This window comes from Rheinheimera maricola, from assembly GCF_016918075.2.
Classification (GTDB): Bacteria; Pseudomonadota; Gammaproteobacteria; order Enterobacterales; family Alteromonadaceae; genus Alishewanella; species Alishewanella maricola_A.
On sequence record NZ_JAERPS020000001.1, the window covers coordinates 278,500 to 298,763 of the forward strand.

The 20,264-nt window shown below is 48.6% G+C and carries 20 protein-coding genes; all 20 read left to right on the top strand.

What is annotated here, in order from left to right:
• The first annotated feature begins 3 nt into the window (after positions 1-3).
• The 20 genes from I4W93_RS01330 to I4W93_RS01425 all read left to right on the top strand — a co-directional run bounded on the left by I4W93_RS01330 (position 4) and on the right by I4W93_RS01425 (position 20,252).
• Positions 4-1,410: a sigma-54-dependent transcriptional regulator gene (locus tag I4W93_RS01330; protein ID WP_205310228.1), complete on the top strand. Its 1,407-nt coding sequence runs from the start codon at positions 4-6 to the stop codon at positions 1,408-1,410.
• Positions 1,411-1,525: 115 nt separating this feature from the next.
• Positions 1,526-1,861 carry a flagellar hook-basal body complex protein FliE gene (fliE, locus tag I4W93_RS01335; protein WP_205310227.1) on the top strand — a complete coding sequence of 112 codons (336 nt, stop codon included), beginning with the start codon at positions 1,526-1,528 and terminating at the stop codon, positions 1,859-1,861.
• Between the two features lie 14 nt (positions 1,862-1,875).
• Positions 1,876-3,561, top strand: coding sequence for a flagellar basal-body MS-ring/collar protein FliF (fliF, locus tag I4W93_RS01340; RefSeq protein ID WP_205310226.1), 1,686 nt, complete (start codon positions 1,876-1,878; stop codon positions 3,559-3,561).
• Positions 3,554-4,588, top strand: coding sequence for a flagellar motor switch protein FliG (gene fliG / locus I4W93_RS01345; protein WP_205310225.1), 1,035 nt, complete (start codon positions 3,554-3,556; stop codon positions 4,586-4,588). Before fliF ends, fliG begins: the two co-directional genes overlap by 8 nt.
• 17 nt (positions 4,589-4,605) lie before the next feature.
• Entirely contained in the window at positions 4,606-5,436 is an 831-nt protein-coding gene (gene fliH, locus I4W93_RS01350; RefSeq protein WP_205310224.1) for a flagellar assembly protein FliH, read from the top strand.
• A 2-nt stretch (positions 5,437-5,438) separates the two neighbouring features.
• The gene (gene fliI, locus I4W93_RS01355) at positions 5,439-6,788 is read left to right on the top strand and encodes a flagellar protein export ATPase FliI (protein ID WP_205310223.1); all 1,350 of its coding nucleotides are present in this window, start codon (positions 5,439-5,441) and stop codon (positions 6,786-6,788) included.
• The gene (gene fliJ, locus I4W93_RS01360) at positions 6,785-7,240 is read left to right on the top strand and encodes a flagellar export protein FliJ (RefSeq protein WP_205310222.1); all 456 of its coding nucleotides are present in this window, start codon (positions 6,785-6,787) and stop codon (positions 7,238-7,240) included. The genes fliI and fliJ overlap by 4 nt, the downstream gene beginning before the upstream one ends.
• Before the next feature lie 86 nt (positions 7,241-7,326).
• Entirely contained in the window at positions 7,327-9,453 is a 2,127-nt protein-coding gene (locus I4W93_RS01365) for a flagellar hook-length control protein FliK (RefSeq protein ID WP_205310221.1), read from the top strand.
• A gap of 94 nt (positions 9,454-9,547) precedes the next feature.
• The gene (fliL, locus tag I4W93_RS01370) at positions 9,548-10,060 is read left to right on the top strand and encodes a flagellar basal body-associated protein FliL (RefSeq protein WP_205310220.1); all 513 of its coding nucleotides are present in this window, start codon (positions 9,548-9,550) and stop codon (positions 10,058-10,060) included.
• 12 nt (positions 10,061-10,072) lie between these two features.
• Entirely contained in the window at positions 10,073-11,161 is a 1,089-nt protein-coding gene (fliM, locus tag I4W93_RS01375; RefSeq protein WP_205310219.1) for a flagellar motor switch protein FliM, read from the top strand.
• Positions 11,162-11,167: 6 nt separating this feature from the next.
• Positions 11,168-11,560: a flagellar motor switch protein FliN gene (fliN, locus tag I4W93_RS01380; RefSeq protein WP_205310218.1), complete on the top strand. Its 393-nt coding sequence runs from the start codon at positions 11,168-11,170 to the stop codon at positions 11,558-11,560.
• Positions 11,560-12,138 carry a flagellar biosynthetic protein FliO gene (gene fliO / locus I4W93_RS01385; RefSeq protein ID WP_224673209.1) on the top strand — a complete coding sequence of 193 codons (579 nt, stop codon included), beginning with the start codon at positions 11,560-11,562 and terminating at the stop codon, positions 12,136-12,138. Before fliN ends, fliO begins: the two co-directional genes overlap by 1 nt.
• An 8-nt stretch (positions 12,139-12,146) precedes the next feature.
• The gene (gene fliP / locus I4W93_RS01390; protein ID WP_205310217.1) at positions 12,147-12,893 is read left to right on the top strand and encodes a flagellar type III secretion system pore protein FliP; all 747 of its coding nucleotides are present in this window, start codon (positions 12,147-12,149) and stop codon (positions 12,891-12,893) included.
• On the top strand, positions 12,890-13,159 hold the full coding sequence (gene fliQ / locus I4W93_RS01395; RefSeq protein WP_205310216.1) for a flagellar biosynthesis protein FliQ: 270 nt from the start codon (positions 12,890-12,892) through the stop codon (positions 13,157-13,159). Before fliP ends, fliQ begins: the two co-directional genes overlap by 4 nt.
• Positions 13,160-13,165: 6 nt before the next feature.
• Entirely contained in the window at positions 13,166-13,939 is a 774-nt protein-coding gene (gene fliR, locus I4W93_RS01400) for a flagellar biosynthetic protein FliR (RefSeq protein ID WP_205310215.1), read from the top strand.
• Positions 13,940-13,954: 15 nt separating this feature from the next.
• The gene (gene flhB / locus I4W93_RS01405; RefSeq protein WP_205310214.1) at positions 13,955-15,082 is read left to right on the top strand and encodes a flagellar biosynthesis protein FlhB; all 1,128 of its coding nucleotides are present in this window, start codon (positions 13,955-13,957) and stop codon (positions 15,080-15,082) included.
• Positions 15,083-15,179: 97 nt separating this feature from the next.
• Positions 15,180-17,282, top strand: a complete 2,103-nt coding sequence (flhA, locus tag I4W93_RS01410; protein ID WP_205310213.1) for a flagellar biosynthesis protein FlhA — start codon at positions 15,180-15,182, stop codon at positions 17,280-17,282.
• A gap of 12 nt (positions 17,283-17,294) precedes the next feature.
• On the top strand, positions 17,295-18,665 hold the full coding sequence (gene flhF / locus I4W93_RS01415; protein ID WP_205310212.1) for a flagellar biosynthesis GTPase FlhF: 1,371 nt from the start codon (positions 17,295-17,297) through the stop codon (positions 18,663-18,665).
• On the top strand, positions 18,658-19,536 hold the full coding sequence (locus I4W93_RS01420) for a MinD/ParA family protein (protein WP_438646771.1): 879 nt from the start codon (positions 18,658-18,660) through the stop codon (positions 19,534-19,536). The genes flhF and I4W93_RS01420 overlap by 8 nt, the downstream gene beginning before the upstream one ends.
• Positions 19,533-20,252 (top strand): RNA polymerase sigma factor FliA, encoded by a 720-nt coding sequence (locus I4W93_RS01425; protein ID WP_205310211.1) that lies wholly within the window; start codon positions 19,533-19,535, stop codon positions 20,250-20,252. The genes I4W93_RS01420 and I4W93_RS01425 overlap by 4 nt, the downstream gene beginning before the upstream one ends.
• Positions 20,253-20,264 lie beyond the last annotated feature (12 nt).

Genomic DNA, 20,264 nt, shown 5'->3' on the forward strand with positions numbered 1-20,264 from the left:
GCTATGAGCCAATCTATTTTGCTAGTTGAAGATGACGCGGGCTTGCGCGAAGCACTGCAGGATACCTTGTTGCTTGCCAATTATGAGGTGCTGGCTGCTGATAGTGCTGAGCAGGCATTACTGATGTTAAAACAACGCAATGTGCAGTTGGTGATAAGTGATGTGCAGATGCAGGGTGTGTCTGGCTTAACCCTACTTAAAACTTTACGTGAACAGTACCCTAAAATACCTGTACTGATGATGACGGCCTACGCCACTGTGCAAGCTGCGGTAGAAGCCATTCGTATCGGTGCAGTAGACTATCTGGCTAAACCCTTTTCGCCGCAAGTCTTGGTAAATACAGTTAGCCGTTATGTTACTGCTCTGGCAACGGATAGCGTTGAACCGGTGGTTGCAGCCAGTAGTAGCAAACAATTGCTCGCGCTGTGTGCCCGGGTTGCCGGTACGGACGCCAGCGTGATGATTAGTGGTCCAAGTGGCTCTGGTAAAGAAGTTCTTGCACGTTATATTCATCAATTGTCGGAGCGCAGCAGCGGCCCTTTTGTGGCCATTAATTGTGCTGCCATTCCGGATAATATGCTGGAGTCTACCTTATTTGGGTATGAAAAAGGCGCCTTCACCGGGGCTATCAGTGCTTGCCCCGGTAAATTTGAGCAGGCCCAACAAGGCACTATCTTGTTGGATGAAATAACCGAGATGGATTTAAACCTGCAGGCCAAATTGCTACGTGTATTGCAAGAGCGTGAGGTTGAGCGTTTGGGTGGACGAAAAACCATCCGGCTCGATGTCCGCGTGCTGGCAACCAGTAATCGCAACTTGCAACAGGCGGTAGCACAAGGCCGTTTTCGTGAAGATTTATATTACCGGTTGAATGTATTTCCGTTGGTGTGGCCGGCTCTGGCCGAGCGGGCCGACGATATTATTCCACTGGCCGAGCATATGCTAGCCCGTCATTGCAAACTATCAGGCCGCAGCATTCCAAAGCTAACATTGGCCGCCAGAGAGCGTCTTGCACACTATCATTGGCCGGGTAACGTACGAGAGCTGGATAACGTGATACAGCGCGCATTAATTATTGCCCGCGGTAGTGAGATTGACATCGACGACATTATGCTGGAGGCGGCAGATATGGCGGTGCCGCGTCAGGTTGTCGAGCAAAGTAGTATAACTTCGGACATGGATACTGCAACAAGGCACGTGGCAGAGGCCCCGCCAGTAGAAACCTGCGACGAGACAGATAGCAATTTCAGGCATAGCGTACACGAGCAGGAACATCGTATTATTCTGGCGACGATGAAAGCCTGCGCTAACCGGCGTAAAGACGTGGCGGAGCGCTTGGGGATAAGTGATCGTACTTTACGCTACAAGCTGGCACGTATGAAACAGCATGGCATCGACCTTCCAGCCTAAAAAAGACCCTCAATATGAGGGTTTTTTCTTGTAAATACATATAGTTGAAAACTGGCATAACTCCTGCTTTACCTTAGTTAATTACGCAAGCAGCAATTTTTTGACGGGTGATGCAATGAATATTAAAGGTCAGGCACTTTATGCCGAAATGCAGTCACTGGCGGGTCAGGCCAGAGGTGTTGGTACTGAACTAAAGCTGCAGCACGCCGAACAGGTCAATCCCAGTCAAAGCGACTTTAGCAGTATGCTGACAAATGCCTTGAGCAATGTGAATAACCTGGCACAAGAAACCGGCCGGTTGCGCTCTGCTGTGGAAATGGGCGACCCTGGTGTTTCTCTGGCGCAGGTAATGATCGCGAGCCAAAAATCGTCATTAGCGTTTGAAGCCACGGTGCAGGTACGCAACAAGTTAGTTGAAGCCTACAAAGAAATTATGTCGATGCCGGTATAACGGAGGGATAAGTAGTGGCTGATAATCAATCTACCGAGCTGGCACTGACCAATACTGAATTTGGCGCAGAGCAGCAGGAACAAAAGCCTGGTTTCGTCGGATCTTTAGGCGGTATGGACCTGGTACGCCAGATCACCCTGATTGTGGCGTTGGCTATCTGCCTGGCCATTGCCGTGCTAATAGTGATGTGGGCACGCACGCCTGAAATGCGACCTCTGGGTAATTTTACTACCGATGAGCTGATACAAACGTTAGACCATTTAGACAGTCAAAAAATTGATTACAGTTTGGAAGGTAGTGTCATATCGGTACCGGAAGACCAATTTCAGAGTATCAAGTTATCACTATCGCGTGCGGGCCTTACAAAAGAAGCTTCAACCGGCACTGAATTTTTGCTGCAGGATAGCGGCTTTGGTGTCAGCCAGCGTCTGGAGATGGAGCGGTTAAAACATAGCCGGGAGCAACAGCTTGCACGCACTATTGAAGAGCTGCAAAGTATTTCCCGTGCCCGAGTGTTGCTGGCTATACCAAAAGAAAATGTGTTCGCCAGGGTAGAGAAGTCGCCATCGGCCACCGTGCTGGTGACTGCGCGCGGAGGCACAGTTATTCGTGACAGCGAAGTCGATGCTATTGTCGATATCGTGGCGTCTGCGGTGCAAGGGTTAGAGCCGTCTAAAGTTACTGTTACGGATCAAAATGGCCGCTTACTAAATAGTGGCTCACAAGACGCCGGCTCGGCTCGTTCTCGTAAAGAATATGAGCTGCAGCGCACGCGGGAAGAAGAATACCGGCAGAAAGTGGATTCTATTTTAATGCCCGTGTTGGGCTACGGGAATTACACCGCGCAGGTCGATTTGTTGATGGACTTTACTGCGACCGAACAAACACAAAAGCGTTTCAACCCGGATTTGCCTGCGGTACGGAGCGAAATGACCATTGAAGAGAGCAGTGTCGGTGGCCTAAGTGGTGGTATTCCTGGTGCACTATCAAACCAACCACCGCTCAATTCAAATATTCCTGAGCAAGCAACCGGTGGAAACGCTACACCTGTGGTACCAGGTAGAAATCATAAAGAAGCGACCCGCAATTACGAGCTGGATACCACCATTAGCCATATTTCGCAGCAAAGCGGCGTTATCCGCCGGCTAAGCGTGTCAGTGGCTATCGACTATCAACGCTCTGCTGAGGGAGAGCCGCAACCTTTACCGCAGGCTGATTTGACGAATATCCGGCGTTTATTGCAAGGTGGTATAGGCTTCGATACGCAGCGCGGTGATACTATAGAAGTGATATCTGTGCCCTTTATGAAGGATGAGGTAGTTGAAGCGCCGGTACCTAATTTTTATGAAGAAGACTGGTTTCTGCGGGTAATTCGATTGGTTATTGGCGGGCTTATTATCATAGTGCTGATTTTAGCTATCGTTAAACCCATGTTGAAAAAGCTAATTTACCCAGACGATACCAAAGAAGTATATGACGACAAATCACTAAGCAGTGGCCTGGATCTGGGGGATGACACTATTGACATGCTAAGCTCAACCTTTGATGAGAATTCAGTGGGCTTTGCACCAGACGGTACCCTGATGCTACCGGATTTACACGGTGATGAAGATTTATTACGCGCGGTTCGGGCTTTAGTGGCAAATGAGCCGGAACTATCCTCTTTAGTAGTGAAAAACTGGTTGGCTGAAGATGAGTAGCATAGAAGCGACAAAACCTGCATTTGACGTAGGTAAATTAGACGGTGTTGAAAAAGCCGCCATCTTATTGCTGAGTTTGTCAGAAGAAGATGCCGCGCAAATATTGAAACACTTAGAACCTAAACAGGTACAAAAAGTGGGTTTAGCAATGGCGCAGATGACAGATCTGAACCAGGCCAAAATCTCTGCTGTGCATCGGTTGTTTATTGAACAGATCCAGAATTTCAGCACTATAGGCTTCCAAAGCGAAGAGTTTATCAAGCGCGCCTTAACGGCAGCATTAGGCGAAGAAAAAGCCGCAAACTTGATTGATCAGATAGTCCTGGGTGGCGGTGCTAAAGGTCTGGATTCACTAAAGTGGATGGACTCCAAGCAGGTTGCCAATATTATTCGCAACGAACACCCACAAATTCAGACCATAGTGTTGTCTTACTTAGAGCCAGAGCAGTCGGCCGAAATTTTATCGCAGTTCCCGGAAAAAGTGCGGCTGGATTTAACCATGCGTATCGCCAATCTGGAAGAAGTGCAGCCGGCAGCATTACAGGAGTTAAACGAAATTATGGAGAAACAATTTGCCGGCCAGGCCGGTACACAAACAGCGAAAATGGGCGGCTTAAAAGCGGCGGCCGATATCCTCAACTATATGGATACCAACATTGAAGGCCAGCTGATGGACTCAATTCGTGAACACGACGAAGAAATGGCGCAGCAAATTCAGGACCTGATGTTTGTATTTGAAAACCTGATTGATGTTGATGACCGCGGTATTCAAACCATCTTGCGCGAAGTTCAGCAAGACGTGCTGATGAAAGCATTAAAAGGCACTGACGAAAACTTAAAAGAGAAAATCTTTAAAAACATGTCTAAACGCGCAGCTGAGCTGCTTCAGGATGACTTGGAGGCCATGGGACCGGTTCGGGTTAGCGATGTAGAAACGGCACAAAAAGAAATTCTGTCCACAGCACGGCGTTTATCTGACGCTGGCGAAATTATGTTGGGCAGTGGCGGTGGTGATGATTTCCTATAAGCTGAATGGGCTTACCCATGAACACTGATGCGTTTAAGTATAAAAGACCATTTTCGCCGGACGAAGAAACTGACGAACTGGTAAAACACTGGCAAACACCGGATCTGACCTCAGAGCGGGTGCGTGATACTAGCCGCACCAATGCGCTGAACAAAGCCGCACCAGTAGCCAAAGCGCAACAGCCAGCTGCGGAAGAAGAGTTGGTGGTTAAACCGCTAACCGCCGAAGACATTGAGCAAATGCGCCAGGCCGCTTATGACGAAGGTTTTGCTCAGGGCAAAGAGGATGGCTTTGGCAAAGGCTACCCTGAAGGGCGTGAGCAAGGCCTGCAAGACGGTCTTAGTCAGGGCCAGGCCGAAGGTAAAAAGCAGGGGCTTGCCGATGGCCAGACCGAGCTTACCGAACGGCTGGGACAACTTACGCAGTTGCTGGACCAACTACAGCAGCCGTTAGCCAGTATCGATGAGCAGGTCCAACAGCACTTATTGCAACTGAGCCTGTCTATGGCGCAAGCGGTTATCAATGTTGAAGTAAGCACCAATCCAAATGTTATATTACAAGCGATTGCTGACGCTACCAACGCCTTACCACTACAAAGCGCTCTGCTAGTGATTAAATTGCATCCGGAAGACTTAGCCTTGGTACAACAGGCCTATGGTGAGGACGAACTTAACAAGCGGCAATGGCAGCTTAGAGCTGAACCCTTGTTGGAGCGTGGCGGTTGTTTAGTCGAGAGTAATCAGTCTAGCGTCGATCGCAGTTTAGGGCAGCGGCTGCAAAGTAGCCTGGAGCATTTCATCCAGTTGCAACAACACAGCGACAGCGCTAACAAGCGGATTGAGGACTAGCCATGCCGAGCAGTGACGGCCTGAGCCGGTTTTTAAAACAACAACATAGCTATATTCACCGTTCAAAGCCTGCGGTAGCCGGGCACCTGGTGCGCGTTGTAGGTTTAACATTAGAAGCCAGTGGCTGTAGTGCTGCTATTGGTCAGCCGTGCAGTGTCGAAACTGCACGTGGCGACATTATGGCCGAGGTCGTTGGCTTTGCGAATGATCGTATTTATCTGATGCCCAAAGATGATGTATCGGGTGTAGTACCTGGTGCTAAAGTGACGCCGTTGCTCAATTTTAAAGGTGTACCGCTGAGCTTGAACCTGCTTGGTCGGGTTATTGACGGTGTGGGCTCGCCACTGGATGGTAAAGGACCTATCGCGGCTGAGCAATTTGCTGGTGCGAAAAACAAACCCATTAACCCACTGCATCGCCGGCCGATAAAGCAACCACTGGATGTTGGCGTGCGGGCGATAAACAGTATTTTTACTGTGGGTAAAGGCCAGCGCATGGGGCTGTTTGCTGGCTCTGGTGTTGGTAAAAGTGTGCTACTGGGCATGATGACACGCGGAACCTCGGCTGACGTTATTGTGGTGGGGCTGGTGGGTGAGCGCGGCCGGGAAGTAAAAGAGTTTATTGATGATATTTTGGGCGAGGAAGGCAAAGCTCGCTCGGTTGTTATTGCTGCACCGGCCGACGTGTCGCCCTTGATGCGGCTTAAGGGTTGTGAGACTGCGGTGCAGGTTGCGGAATATTTTCGCGATCAAGGTATGGATGTATTGCTGTTAATCGACTCTATTACGCGCTATGCCCAGGCACAGCGGGAAATTGCACTGGCGGTTGGCGAGCCTCCGGCGACTAAAGGTTATCCACCATCGGTGTTCGCCAAATTACCGGCGCTGGTAGAGCGTGCCGGCAATGGCAGCGGCAGTCAGGGCTCGATAACGGCATTCTACACGGTGTTGTCAGAAGGTGACGATTTGCAGGACCCTATCGCAGATGCCTCCCGAGCCATTTTAGATGGCCACATTGTGCTATCCCGCACATTGGCCGATGCCGGGCATTTCCCCGCGGTTGATGTGGAAAAGTCTATTAGTCGGGTAATGCCTGCGGTTACCAGCATGGAGCATCAGCAAATGGCCCGAGGCGTAAAGCAGTTGTATGCCAGTTATCAACAAAGTAAAGATCTTATCGCCATTGGTGCCTATGTTCGTGGCAGTGATCCACAGCTAGATCGTGCGATTGGCCAGATGCCAGCGATAAACCGCTTTTTGCAGCAAAGCATGCACGATGTTATTACATACGATGACAGCTTACAAAGCTTGAATCAGCTGATGCCCGCTGCGGCCAAAGGATCGAATCTATGATCAATCAACGCTTTGCCATGCTAATAAAAGTGCAACAGCAACGCGAAGAAAAATTGCAGGCGCAATTTGTCAAAGCGCAGCAGTTCTATCTGCAGTCAGAGCAAAAATATCAGGGATTGGCGGGTTACCGCACCGATTACATTCTACAAAGCCAACAGCAGGGCAGTGTCGGCTTACAAAGCCGGCAGTACAATCAGTTTGTTAACTTTATCGGTAAACTAGATCAGGCCATATTGCAGCAAAGTAAAGCGGTGCAGCAAGCACAAGCTGCAGCGGAGCAACGCAAACAAAGCTGGCTGGTGGCACAGAAAAAACGTAAGGCATTAGAATTGCTAGTGCAGCGTGGTGAACATGCTGAACTGATTAAACAAGCTAAACAAGAACAAAAAAATGCCGATGAATACGCCAGTCAGCAATTTATGCGTAATCGATTACATGCCGAAGCGAACTAGAAAACATTGGCCTGAATTTTGAATGTACACTCAGGGTGTAGTGTCAATTAATACCTGAACGCCAAGCTTAGCCAGGAGAATGTCAAATGACGCAAGGCTTACAATTATCAATGCTGACAACCGGTGCAGACATCGCAAACAAGGCCGATAGCACTGGCGCTGATATCTCTGCAGGCAATGGCCAAGCTTTTGGCGATGTGTTAGAGCAGCTAACGTTAACGGCAAAATCTGGCCCGGATCGTGTCGAAGCGGGGCAGATCCCTGCCGGTATTAGTTTATTGTCAGGTTTAAGTCAGGCAGTGCGCGCAGCCGCTAGCGACACAATAAATATGGGCGACAGCGCAGATGCTGATGCTGTAGCAACAGAAACTGGCGATACGGCTGCGTTGGCAGCCAGCCTGCTTGGACAAATTGCATTAAAAGAAAAGCCGATAAAAGCTACACATAATGTTACGCCTGACTTAAGCAAGCCGATGCTGGGCGATATTGTTGCCGACAATGGTAAACCCCAGCCAGACTGGAAGCTTACTTTGACGGATGCAGCAATAACCCCTGACGTTGCTCAGGGCGAGGCAGACACTAGCGATACACCTGAAACAGCTGTAAACCTTAATGCAACAATGCTGCAGGGCAAAACCGCACAGACTGCAAAGGGAACCGAAGAGGTGCCCGCTGCCGAAGTTATGACTGACAGTGGCCCAACTGATGCGGCTGATGCAAATAACATACTGGATACTACTGATGTAAAAAATATGCTGGATACTGCTGGAGCAAATACCATGCACAATACAGCAGACTCGGCCAAAACCGGTGATGTACTCCGAGGGCAACCAGCAGATAAAACCACTAGCGCGAGCAAGGTGCTTGCTACAGCCGTTGAAAAACCAAAACTTGATGGCGGCAAATTGCCAGTAGAAAATGGTAAGCCTGAGTCTGCCTTAATGTCGCAGCTGATTACTGATAAAGTTGAGCCGCAGATAGCCGAAGCTTCCCAGCCTTTAGCGGAGATTGAGCCGGAAAAAGCAAGTCAGCCTGCTGAAGATAAGTCTAATACAACAGCCACAGTAGTTACCAATAGCGCCGTGCCATCAGCTAAAGCAACGTCTGCGCATGAGCCCCTAAAAACCAAGAACAAAGCAGTGGTTGGGCTAAACAGTATTCAGCCGCAGGTGGTTGAGCTAAAGACCACAGAAAAAATAGCTAGCCAAGCCTCTGACGTGGTATCAGAAACCAGCCCTAGGCTAGACACCTTGCCGCCTGCCAGCCAGCTTATGGTAGATGCTGATACACAACATGACAGCGACCAGCCATTGACACCACCGGCTGCAGCGGCAACGCCAACAGTGGCGTTGGGTGCAGAAGTAAGCCCAAATAGCCAGGTAGCTGGGCGCCAAACTGTTGAGGTTGACAATGTTGCTGATACTAAGTTGGCGGTAAAGTCCGCAGGTGACAAGGCTGAAGCTGGCAGTAACGATAAAGCCGGCTTGCAGCTGGGACAACGCCAACAAGGCAGCGCTGAGCAAGGTCAGTCACAGCAAGGCCAGTCACAGCAAGGTCAGTCACAGCAAGGCCAGCCTCAATATAGTGTGAGTCAGCAATTGACAGAAAATCAGTCGGTAGTGCCAGAGCCATTGGCAGCGCAAAGTAGCAGTAAAACAACAGCCGAACCTTCGCGGCCAGAAGGGCTGTTTAGCCAGAGTTTACATGCCGCTGAGCAGCGCCAACAGCACAGTAATGTGGAAAAAACGCTGTCAAAAAGCCCGGCTGAACAATTAAAACAAAGCTTAAACTTACAGCAGCAAGATGCTGCCAGTAACTTGCGCGAGCGTGTGTCGTTAATGGTACGGCAAAATATTCAGGTAGCCGAAATTCGTTTGGATCCGGCAGGTTTGGGCCAAATGCAAATAAAAATAGATATGCAGCAAGATCAAGCTTCGGTGCAGTTTATCGTGCAACAGCCACAAGCCAAGGAATTGCTGGAGCAACAACTGCCCCGTTTAAGAGAAATGTTACAGCAGCAAGGTATTCAGCTCACTGAAGGCCAGGTACAGCAGCAGTCGCAGCAGCAAGAGCGGCAAATGGCACAGCGCGACAATGGCAGAGGTTCAACAGCTGGCTCAGGTGCTAACAGTCTCGAAGGTATGGATGATAACGCCGCTGCAGTGCAGGTAAATATCAGCCATAGTGAGCGTTTGGTGGATTATTACGCATAACAACGCTTCCCAGGCTAAAAGCGCTAACTTTGATTTACATTATCAGGCTCAGATGAGCATAATGATGGCAGCTTAAATAACGGATGACGCAGGCATGGCAGACGAAAAAGACTTGGTAATTACCGACGGTTCCGGCAAGAAGAAATTGCTGATCATTGGTGGGGCAGTGGTGTTGCTACTGGTACTGGCCGTGGTTGGCTGGTTGCTGTTTAGCGGCGACGACGGCCAAACCCAGGCAGCGGGCGGCACCAGCGGCGATGGTAGCACTGAAACTGCACAGGCAACCGGAACCGCGCTGTACGTGCCGTTACCCCGGCCTTTTGTGTTTAATGTACCGGGTGCCTCTCGTGACCGAATGGTGCAAATTAAAGTGTCGTTGCTAGTGCGAGGCGACAATAACGAAACCATCGCTATGCGGCATATTCCACTTATTGAAGGTAGTTTGCTACAAACATTCAGCTCGGCCAATGCCGACGAAATGGTTACAGTGACCGGGCGTGATGCCTTGAAAAACAAAGCGTTAAGTGATTTGCAGCAAGCAATGATAGAAGTGGTAGGTTCGGTGGTGGTAGAGGAAGTCCTTTTCACCGGTTTTGTTATGCAATAAGAGTGAGCAGCCGTGACCGATTTACTGTCACAAGATGAAATTGATGCGCTGTTACATGGTGTTGATGACGTCGAAGAAGAAGAAATAGATGACGCTGGCGAGGGCCGGGGCCGTTCTGCAACGCAATACGATTTCTCGTCACAGGATCGTATTGTTCGTGGGCGCATGCCAACGTTGGAAATGGTGAATGAACGTTTTGCCCGCCATATGCGCATTAGCTTGTTTAATATGATGCGCCGCACCGCCGAAGTGTCAATTAACGGCGTACAAATGATAAAGTTTGGCGAGTATGTACACACCTTGTTTGTTCCAACCAGTTTGAATATGGTGCGTTTCCGGCCGCTAAAAGGCACCGGCTTGATCACCATGGAAGCGCGGTTAGTGTTTATTTTGGTGGATAACTTTTTTGGTGGTGACGGTCGTTATCATGCCAAAATTGAAGGCCGCGAATTTACCCCTACCGAGCGACGCATTATTCAGATGTTGCTCAAGCTAATCTTTGAAGATTACAAAGAAGCCTGGGCACCGGTCATGGATGTGTCATTTGAATACCTTGATTCCGAAGTTAACCCGGCAATGGCAAACATTGTTAGTCCGACAGAGGTGGTCGTAATAAGCTCTTTTCATATAGAGCTGGATGGTGGCGGCGGTGATTTCCATGTTGCTTTGCCTTATTCTATGCTGGAGCCAATTCGTGAGCTTCTAGATGCTGGTGTGCAAAGCGATAAGGAAGATACGGATCTACGTTGGAGTAAAGCGCTGCGTGACGAGATCATGGATGTGAAGGTTGACCTGACCACCAAGATGCTGGATGTGGATTTAACGCTGCGCGAGATCATGGAGCTAAAAGCTGGCGATATTATTCCGGTAGAAATCCCAGATCATATAACCGTGCTAATAGAAGATTTGCCAACCTACCGTGCCAAGCTGGGACGCTCACGTGATAGCGTTGCGTTAAAAATTATTGAGAAAATTAAACGGCCAGAATCGGTTAAGTCAGAACTGCATGTGTTCACCAAAGGTGGTCGCCGGCTTGACAGTGATGCCGATATCTCCGAATTAGAAGCGGATCTGAACCTGACAGATCGAGAAAGAAGGTAAGTAAAAATGGCTGATGATAAAGACACCATGGACGAATGGGCCGCTGCGATGGCAGAGGCAGAAGGCACTGACGATGGCGCCGAGGCATTAGCTCTGGATGAGCTACGTGACGAAAAAGCCGACATTACCGTTGATGAAAAACGCAAACTCGATACTATTTTAGATATTCCGGTTACCATTTCGATGGAAGTTGGCCGGGCAAAAATTAGTATCCGTAATTTGTTGCAGCTAAATCAAGGTTCGGTGGTTGAGCTGGAACGGGTTGCTGGTGAGCCACTGGATGTGTTAGTCAACGGTACCCTAATAGCCCACGGTGAAGTGGTAGTGGTAAACGATAAATTTGGTATTCGTTTGACGGATGTAATAAGCCAGATTGAGCGGATCAAGAAGCTACGCTGATGAAATTGGACGCTATAGGGAAAACCGTCTTTGTCGCCGCGCTCTTTTATGGAATGCTAAGCAGTGATGCGCTTGTGGCACAGGAGGATGCAACACAGAAGCTTTTGACACAAGATGTCGCTTTGCAGGATGAAACAACAGCGCAGGCTGAAACAGCAGAGCAACTTGAAGAGCTGCAGCCAGCAGCTTCGGCAGTGTCAGACGCTAAGCCTGCCAATAACACTGCTGCTAGTGTGCCTGAAGCACTTAAACCCAGCCCGGTGCGGCCTACTGCGGGCATCAGCCTCGGTAAAATGGCGTTGTCTTTGGCAATTGTAGTTGCCATCGTATTGGTGTTGGGCTGGCTATTCAAAAAATTGACGCTGCGCTTGCCCGGAAACCGGCATATTAAAATTATTTCTACGTTGGCATTAGGGCAGAAAGAGCGTCTGTTAGTTATTGAAATGCAAGGGAAACAGCGTGTCATCGGTGTGACTGCGCACAGCGTTAATTTCCTGTTTGAACTAGAAAATCCACTCCCTGAAGAAAAGTTGGCATCAGACTTTCATACACAGTTGCAATCTTTCCTAAAAAAATAGTGTGAACTATGTTGCGACTGTTGTTCGTGGTACTGGTGATACTGCTAAGTCCCGAGGTGTTAGCTGATAATGGCGTGTTGTCGGCAGTAACGGTAACTACCGCTGCTGATGGCTCGCAGCAATACAGTGTAACGCTGCAAGTGCTGGCGTTAATGACGGCGCTGAGTTTTATACCGGCTATGGTCATTATGATGACCAGTTTTACCCGCATCATCGTTGTACTAGCTATTTTGCGCCAGGCTATCGGGTTACAGCAATCACCGTCGAATCAGGTGCTGATTGGCATCACACTGTTTTTAACCTTCTTTATTATGGCACCGGTGTTTAAAAATATTAACGACAGTGCAATTCAGCCTTATTTAACAGAGCAAATTTCACCGGTTCAGGCGCTGGACGCTGCCATAGTGCCAATAAAAGCTTTCATGCTGCACCAAACCCGCACAAAAGATTTGGATACTTTTGCCCAGATAGCTGGCTTGGAAGTAGCCGAGCAACCACAGGATTATCCCATTACGGTGGTCATCCCGGCGTTTATTACCAGCGAGTTAAAAACCGCCTTCCAGATTGGCTTTATGTTATTTATCCCATTTTTGATCATAGACTTAGTGGTGGCCAGCGTGCTGATGGCGATGGGTATGATGATGTTATCGCCGATGATTATCTCACTACCATTTAAGTTGATGATGTTCGTGTTGGTGGACGGCTGGATTTTGGTAATGGGTACAATGGCAACCAGTTACGGAGTAGGCACATGAGCCCGGAGATGTTTGTCGACGTGCTTCGTGATGCACTGTTTTTGGTGATTTTACTGGTTAGCGCCATTATTTTGCCGTCGTTATTTGTCGGTCTTATTGTAGCGGTATTTCAGGCCGCTACGTCAATCAACGAACAAACCTTAAGCTTCTTACCGCGTTTAATCGTGACACTACTGGCATTAATTTTTGGCGGGCATTGGTTCACCCGGGTCATTATGGAATATACCCACGAACTTATTTTAAGCATTCCAACGGTTGTTGGATAAAAGCAGATGGACTTTCCACTTAGCGTGTTAATGCAAACAGTGGCAGACTTTTTACTGCCGTTGTGTCGGGTAACCGGGATGTTTCTGGTTATGGCCGGTATTGGCGTGCGAAACATTCCAATGCGAATAAAAACCGGCCTGGTGGTGTTTATTACGCTGATTATTATGCCAACCTTGCAGCCGGTACCTAGCCCGGATCTGATGTCAGGTCATATGTTTCTCGAAGTACTGCTACAACTGTTAATTGGTTTTGCACTGGGATTTATCTCACTGATGTTTATTACCACCTTTGTTCTGGCTGGTCAGCTACTTGCAACACAAACTGGTTTGGGCTTTGCATCGATGGTCGACCCGGCCAGTGGGGTTAACGTCGCGGCAATCGGCCAGTTCTATCTGATCCTGGCGACCTTGCTATTCTGGCTGTTTGATGGCCATTTAATTATGATTCAAATGCTGGTTTTTAGCTTTGACACTTTGCCGATTAATGGCCAATGGTGGGACGTGACCCATTACTGGACCGTGGTTGAGTTTGGCGGTTGGATGTTCGCTACGGCCCTGGCCATAGCGTTGGCGCCTATAGTGTCGATGCTGGTCGTTAATTTGTCGTTCGGCATAATGACGCGTGCAGCGCCGCAGTTGAACATCTTTTCTATAGGCTTTCCTATTACCATGCTAGCGGGATTAATCATTTTATGGTTAACGCTGGATACGTTTTTATTTCATTACGACAAACAGTGGCAGCATGCAATAGATTACAGCTGCCGGCTGGTTGGTTGTTAAACGGAGGGCTCTGCAATGGCAGATGATAGCGCCGAAAAAACCGAACAGCCCACCGCGAAAAAGCTGCAGGATGCAGCTGAAAAAGGTCAGGTTGCCCGCTCTAAAGATCTGGGCACGGCCTTTGTACTGATTGGCAGTGCAGCCTCTATTTTGGTGTTTGGTAAAGCACTCGCGATGGGGGTACTAGACGTTGGCCGCAGGCTGATGATGCTAAACCACAAAGACATCTTCGAGACCAATTCCATGTTTACTGCCTGGGGCGCTGTTGGAGAGCGCTTAGCTGCGCCATTAGCAGGCATCTTTCTCATCGTGCTGGCTGCTGCATTTGTCGGTAATACCTTACTGGGCGGCTTTAACTTTAGCTGGCAGGCCGCGGGCCCTAAACTGAGTAAAATGAACCCGCTGACGGGTTTTAAACGTATGTTTGGCTTGAATGCGTTGGTAGAACTACTAAAAAGCATTTTGAAAGTTATTGTGGTGATGGGCGTGGCTTATCTACTGTTGAAGTTTTTTTTCTTCGATATTATGGCGTTGTCGCTTATGAGTGAGCCCAATAATATTGAATCGGCCATGTATATCTTGGCGTGGCTGTTTTTAGGCCTATGTGCAAGTGTGTCAATTATTGCGGTCGTTGATGCGCCTTATCAAAAATGGGACCACATTAACAAGCTAAAAATGTCGATGCAGGAAATTAAAGACGAATATAAAAGTGCAGAGGGGGACCCGCAAATTAAGGCCCGCATTCGTCGAACACAAATGCAAATGTCGATGAAACGTATGATGCAAGAAGTACCCAAAGCCGATGTTATCGTAACTAACCCAACGCATTATGCAGTAGCACTTAAATATGACCAGGGTAAATTCAGAGCGCCGGTGGTGGTGGCCAAAGGGGTAGACGAGGTTGCAATGCATATTCGGCGTATTGCTAATGAACATAAAATACCCGTCATAGAATCGCCGGCTTTAGCTCGCTCCATTTTCCACACTACTGAGTTAGACAAGCCTATACCTGAACAGTTGTTTGCCGCCGTAGCGCAGGTGTTGGCCTACGTATACCAGCTGAAAATGTACAAAAAAGGTAAGGGTAGCCGGCCGAAAACGCTGGCAAAAGAATTACCGATCCCGGCTGACTTCCGCCATTAATATATAACTTAAATACAGCCTGCCAGGCATTGATTTGACGTGTTGGAATAGTTCTTGCTGATATCCAGCATTGCGCCAATTTACTGTCAGGATTGTCATGCAGTTAGCCAGCTATTTTTCCAAGTTCGACCGCTCCCGCTTTGCTTTTGCTCAGGGGCTCGGCACGCCGTTATTTATTCTTGCTGCGTTGGCAATGGTGGTGTTGCCGCTGCCACCGTTGCTGCTTGATGTTTTGTTCTCATTTAATATAGCCTTGGCACTTATTGTACTGTTGGTGACAGTGTATACCCTCCGTCCCTTAGATTTTGGTGCATTCCCTGCGATTTTGTTGGTAGCAACCATTATGCGTTTAGCGCTTAATGTGGCCAGTACCCGGGTAGTATTGCTAGAAGGCCACACTGGTGGTGACGCTGCTGGTAAAGTGATCGAGGCATTTGGTTCTGTAGTTATTGGTGGCAACTATGCTGTTGGTATAGTGGTGTTTTTAATTCTGATTATCATTAACTTTGTGGTGGTTACCAAAGGTGCCGGCCGGATTGCTGAAGTGTCTGCCCGCTTTACGCTAGATGCGATGCCGGGTAAGCAGATGGCGATTGATGCTGATCTTAATTCAGGTTTAATTTCACAAGAAGAAGCAAGAGAGCGGCGTGAAGAAGTCACCAGCGAAGCAGATTTTTACGGCTCGATGGACGGTGCAAGTAAATTTGTAAAAGGTGACGCCATCGCCGGTATCGTTATCCTGGTGATTAACCTGGTGGGTGGTTTGTTTATCGGTATGTTACAGCATGATTTATCGTTCGCGGATGCCATGGAAATTTATACACTACTCACCATTGGCGATGGTTTAGTAGCGCAAATCCCATCTCTATTGCTGTCTATTGGTACGGCTATTATTGTCACACGGCAGAATAAATCAGGCGATATGGGCCAGCAAATGACCGCCCAGCTGGGTAATATTCAAGTGCTGACTGTCGCAGCGTGCGTATTAACACTGATGGGTATTGTGCCGGGTATGCCGCACTTTGCCTTTTTATCGCTGGCAGCCATTGTTGGTGGTGCCGCCTATCTGATGTACAAAACCCGCAAAGATAAAGCCACTGAATTGGTTGGTCGGAACAAGTCAGATCTGGCCCCAGTGGAAACACAAAGTGTGAAAGAAATCGGCTGGGACGATGTGCAGGGCGTCGATACAATTGGTTTAGAAGTAGGTTACCGTTTAATCCCATTGGTCGACAAATCTCAGGGTGGTGAGTTATTAAGCCGGATTAAAGGTGTCCGCAAAAAGCTATCCCAAGAGCTGGGTTTTCTTATTCCGGCGGTACATATCCGCGACAATCTTGACCTGGAGCCCAATAGTTACCGCATGACGTTAATGGGCGTTACCAGTGGCGAGGGCGAATTGCGCCACGATAATGAGTTGGCAATTAACCCTGGACAGGTGTTTGGCACCGTAAAAGGTATCGCCACTAAGGATCCGGCGTTTGGCCTGGATGCGGTATGGATTGGCAAGGATCAGCGTGAGCATGCACAAACGCTGGGTTATACAGTGGTAGATGCCGCGACAGTCGTAGCAACCCATTTAAGTCAGATCCTTACCAATCATGCTGCCAGCTTGCTAGGCCATGAGGAAGTGCAAAATTTATTAGATATGCTGGCCAAGCACTCGCCCAAATTGGTCGAAGGCCTGGTACCCGACACACTGCCGTTAACCGTTGTTGTTAAGGTGCTGCAAAACTTGCTGCAAGAAGGTGTACCTATTCGTGATATGCGCACCATAGTGCAAACGTTAGTAGAGTATGGCGGCAGAAGTCAGGATGTTGATGTGCTTACTGCAGCTTGCCGAATTGCACTGCGGCGTTTAATTGTGCAGGAAGTGGGCGGTAGTCGTAAGGAAATCCCAGTTATTACTTTTGCCCCAGAGCTAGAGCAAATGCTGCATCAGTCTATGCAAGCCGCGGGCAACGATGGCGCGGGCATTGAGCCAGGCTTGGCTGACCGTATTCAGCAGTCGCTACACGATGCACATCAGAACCAGGAGTTGAATGGCGACAGTGCTGTTTTACTTACGTCAGGAATTTTACGCTCAGTAATGGCACGATTCGTGAAGTACACAATTCCCGGACTTAGGGTTCTGTCTTATCAGGAAATTCCGGATGATAAACAAATTCGTATTGTCAGTGTCATTGGTCAGGCAAATTAGGAGAAGTAACTCATGAAAATAAAACGCTTTGTCGCAAAAGATATGCGCAGCGCCTTACAGGAAGTGAAGGAGTTTCTTGGCCCTGATGCGATTATTTTGTCCAATAAAAAGGTAGCTGAAGGTGTTGAAATTGTCGCCGCTATTGACCAGGAGCCTGCCGCAGCGCCAGCTGTGCCGCAAAAGCCACTGCCTGCAGCACAGCAGAGTTTAACGCAGCGCAGCGCAGCAGAGGACACTGAAGCACCTGCGGATTCATTAAAGGCGTTACTTGCCCGGCAAATGATCAAACAACAAAAAACCACGCAGGTTAGCCAACCTACAGCTGAGCCTGCCGCGGTGCAGCGTAGCCCGCAGTTCGAGCGTCAAACTTCCGTCACAACACCTGGCGTAAGCAGCACGCAGCTAGGCGAAATAACGCGACAACAAGAGCAACAGGCTAAATTACTGCAACAGCAGATGAACGCCATGCGTAATGAAATGCTTTCGATGCGACAGTTATTGCAACATCAGGTATCGGGTTTAATGTGGCAGGACCTAGCCCGGCGCGAACCTATGCGAGCGATGGTAATTGAGAATCTTCAGCAGCTGGGTTTGTCTGAACAGGTGGCCGATCAGCTTGCCTGCTTTATGCCAGAAGAGCTCAATGCCACTGATGCATGGGACGCTGGTTTGGAACTGCTGGCTGGCCAGCTTAGCACCACCAATGACGATATTTTATGCCGCGGCGGTCTGGTGGCACTGATTGGGCCAACCGGCGTTGGTAAAACCACAACAGTAGCTAAATTGGCGGCAGAATTTGCCCGTCGCCATGGAGCTGACAAAGTGGCATTAATTACTACGGACAGCTATCGTATAGGAGCTTATGAGCAACTGGCGACATTCGGCCGTATAATTGGCTGCCCAGTGAAGCAGGCAAAAGATAGCGAAGAGCTAGCGTTGTTAATCAATCAGTTACAACAACGTAAACTTATTTTGATCGACACCGCCGGCATGAGCCAGCGAGACCTTAAGCTGGCAGAAAAACTTGCAGGCTTGGTACACAATAGTCGTGTCAAAATAAAAAGTTATCTGGTATTGTCTGCCACATCACAGGCAAAGGTTATGCAAGAGAGTGTCACGCACTTTAAACGTATACCGCTGTCGGGTTGTATTTTCACCAAGCTGGATGAATGTTTAAGTTTGGGCGAAGTGATTAATGTTGCTATTCAAAACGCGTTGCCAGTCAGTTATCTTACCAATGGACAGCGGGTACCCGAAGATATAGCAGTTGCCGACGCAAAAAAGCTGGTGCAACAAGCCGACAAGTTACGTATCGCGCAAAGCAGTACCGGCCATCAGTGGTATAACGACGGGATGAACCGGGCGGAAGGAACCTATGCATAGTCATGACAATATTGATGATCAAGCCAGTGGCCTGAGAAAAATGAATAAGCAGATGGTAAAAGTTATTTCAGTTACTGGCGGCAAAGGCGGCGTAGGTAAAACTAACGTTACGCTTAACCTCGCTATGGCATTGGCTCAGCTAGGTAAACGAGTGCTGGTGTTGGATGCGGATTTAGGTTTGGCAAACTGTGACGTTATGCTGGGCCTGCGAGTAGAGAAAAACCTGTCCCATGTGCTGGCAGGTGAGGTTGAATTGGACGATGTGATTATTGACGGTCCGTTCGGAATCAAAATTATTCCTGCCACTTCCGGCTCGCAAAATATGACAGAGCTGGCTCCGGCAGAGCATGCAGGTCTTATTCGTGCCTTTAGCGAATTAAGAACACAGGTAGATGTGTTGTTGGTAGACACCGCTGCTGGCATTTCGGACATGGTATTGAGTTTTTCGCGTGCATCTCAGGATGTGCTGGTGGTGGTGTGTGATGAACCATCGTCTATTACCGATGCCTATGCACTGATGAAAATTCTCAGCCGCGACCATGGTGTAGAAAAGTTTAAAATTGTGGCCAATATGGTGCGCAGCTTAAAAGAAGGCCAGGAGCTGTTTGCCAAGCTAACCCGTGTAACGGACCGTTTTCTTGATGTTAGCCTGGAACTGGTCGCAACTATTCCTTACGACGAAAACGTGCGTAAAGCGGCACGTAAACAAAAAGCTTTTATTGAAGCCTTTCCCAGAACGCCGGCCAGTATGGCGGTAAAATCTTTAGCCTTGAAAGCAGGGAAATGGCCTTTGCCTGCCAGTGCTTCTGGGCATTTGGAGTTTTTCCTCGAGCAACTGGTGCAACCTCAGGTTGATCGGGGGCTAGTGTGAACAGTAAAATTGCAGCTTATGGCGGTGTTGATCAGATACAACAACTGGTTGAACGTCATGCGCCGCTGGTTAAGCGCATTGCATATCATTTACTGGCGCGATTGCCTGCAAGTGTACTGGTAGATGATTTGATTCAATCGGGCATGATCGGCTTGATTGAGGCTGCAAAAAACTTTGATGGCAGCAAAGGTGCGAGTTTTGAAACCTTCGCTGGCATCCGAATTCGTGGCGCTATGTTGGATGAAATGCGGCGCGGAGACTGGACGCCACGGTCGGTGCACCGCAATGCCCGCCTGATTGCAGAAACCATTGCCGAGCTTGAAGGTTTGCATGGCCGAGATATAAAAGACAGTGAAGTTGCTGAAAAACTTGATATATCTCTGGATGAATACCATCATATGCTCAGTGACATCAGTAGCGGCAGAATAATTGGTATAGAAGATCTTGGTATTTCCGAGGATGTGCTGGTAACGTCGGGCGACTCAGAAGGTGATCATCTGTATGAATCTCAGGCAAACGAGAGCTTCCATCAGGATTTAGTTAAGACAATCAGTAGTTTGCCAGAGAGAGAAGCATTAGTTCTTTCACTATATTATAATGACGAGCTAAACTTGAAGGAGATCGGGGCTGTACTCAATGTGAGTGAGTCCAGGGTCAGTCAAATCCATAGTCAGGCATTGGTCAGATTAAAAGCCAGAATGCAGGATTGGTTGTAACCTATTCTGAGA

Bases quoted from the DNA above. Each gene is read 5' to 3' on its own strand.
- fliG (WP_205310225.1), top strand. From the start codon at position 3,554: ATGAGTAGCATAGAAGCGACAAAACCTGCATTTGACGTAGGTAAATTA.
- I4W93_RS01330 (WP_205310228.1), top strand. From the start codon at position 4: ATGAGCCAATCTATTTTGCTAGTTGAAGATGACGCGGGCTTGCGCGAA.
- flhB (WP_205310214.1), top strand. From the start codon at position 13,955: ATGGCAGATGATAGCGCCGAAAAAACCGAACAGCCCACCGCGAAAAAG.
- fliE (WP_205310227.1), top strand. From the start codon at position 1,526: ATGAATATTAAAGGTCAGGCACTTTATGCCGAAATGCAGTCACTGGCG.
- fliO (WP_224673209.1), top strand. From the start codon at position 11,560: ATGAAATTGGACGCTATAGGGAAAACCGTCTTTGTCGCCGCGCTCTTT.
- fliI (WP_205310223.1), top strand. From the start codon at position 5,439: ATGCCGAGCAGTGACGGCCTGAGCCGGTTTTTAAAACAACAACATAGC.
- fliQ (WP_205310216.1), top strand. From the start codon at position 12,890: ATGAGCCCGGAGATGTTTGTCGACGTGCTTCGTGATGCACTGTTTTTG.
- fliL (WP_205310220.1), top strand. From the start codon at position 9,548: ATGGCAGACGAAAAAGACTTGGTAATTACCGACGGTTCCGGCAAGAAG.
- fliR (WP_205310215.1), top strand. From the start codon at position 13,166: ATGGACTTTCCACTTAGCGTGTTAATGCAAACAGTGGCAGACTTTTTA.
- I4W93_RS01420 (WP_438646771.1), top strand. From the start codon at position 18,658: ATGCATAGTCATGACAATATTGATGATCAAGCCAGTGGCCTGAGAAAA.
- fliN (WP_205310218.1), top strand. From the start codon at position 11,168: ATGGCTGATGATAAAGACACCATGGACGAATGGGCCGCTGCGATGGCA.
- I4W93_RS01365 (WP_205310221.1), top strand. From the start codon at position 7,327: ATGACGCAAGGCTTACAATTATCAATGCTGACAACCGGTGCAGACATC.
- flhA (WP_205310213.1), top strand. From the start codon at position 15,180: ATGCAGTTAGCCAGCTATTTTTCCAAGTTCGACCGCTCCCGCTTTGCT.
- fliP (WP_205310217.1), top strand. From the start codon at position 12,147: ATGTTGCGACTGTTGTTCGTGGTACTGGTGATACTGCTAAGTCCCGAG.
- flhF (WP_205310212.1), top strand. From the start codon at position 17,295: ATGAAAATAAAACGCTTTGTCGCAAAAGATATGCGCAGCGCCTTACAG.
- fliH (WP_205310224.1), top strand. From the start codon at position 4,606: ATGAACACTGATGCGTTTAAGTATAAAAGACCATTTTCGCCGGACGAA.
- fliJ (WP_205310222.1), top strand. From the start codon at position 6,785: ATGATCAATCAACGCTTTGCCATGCTAATAAAAGTGCAACAGCAACGC.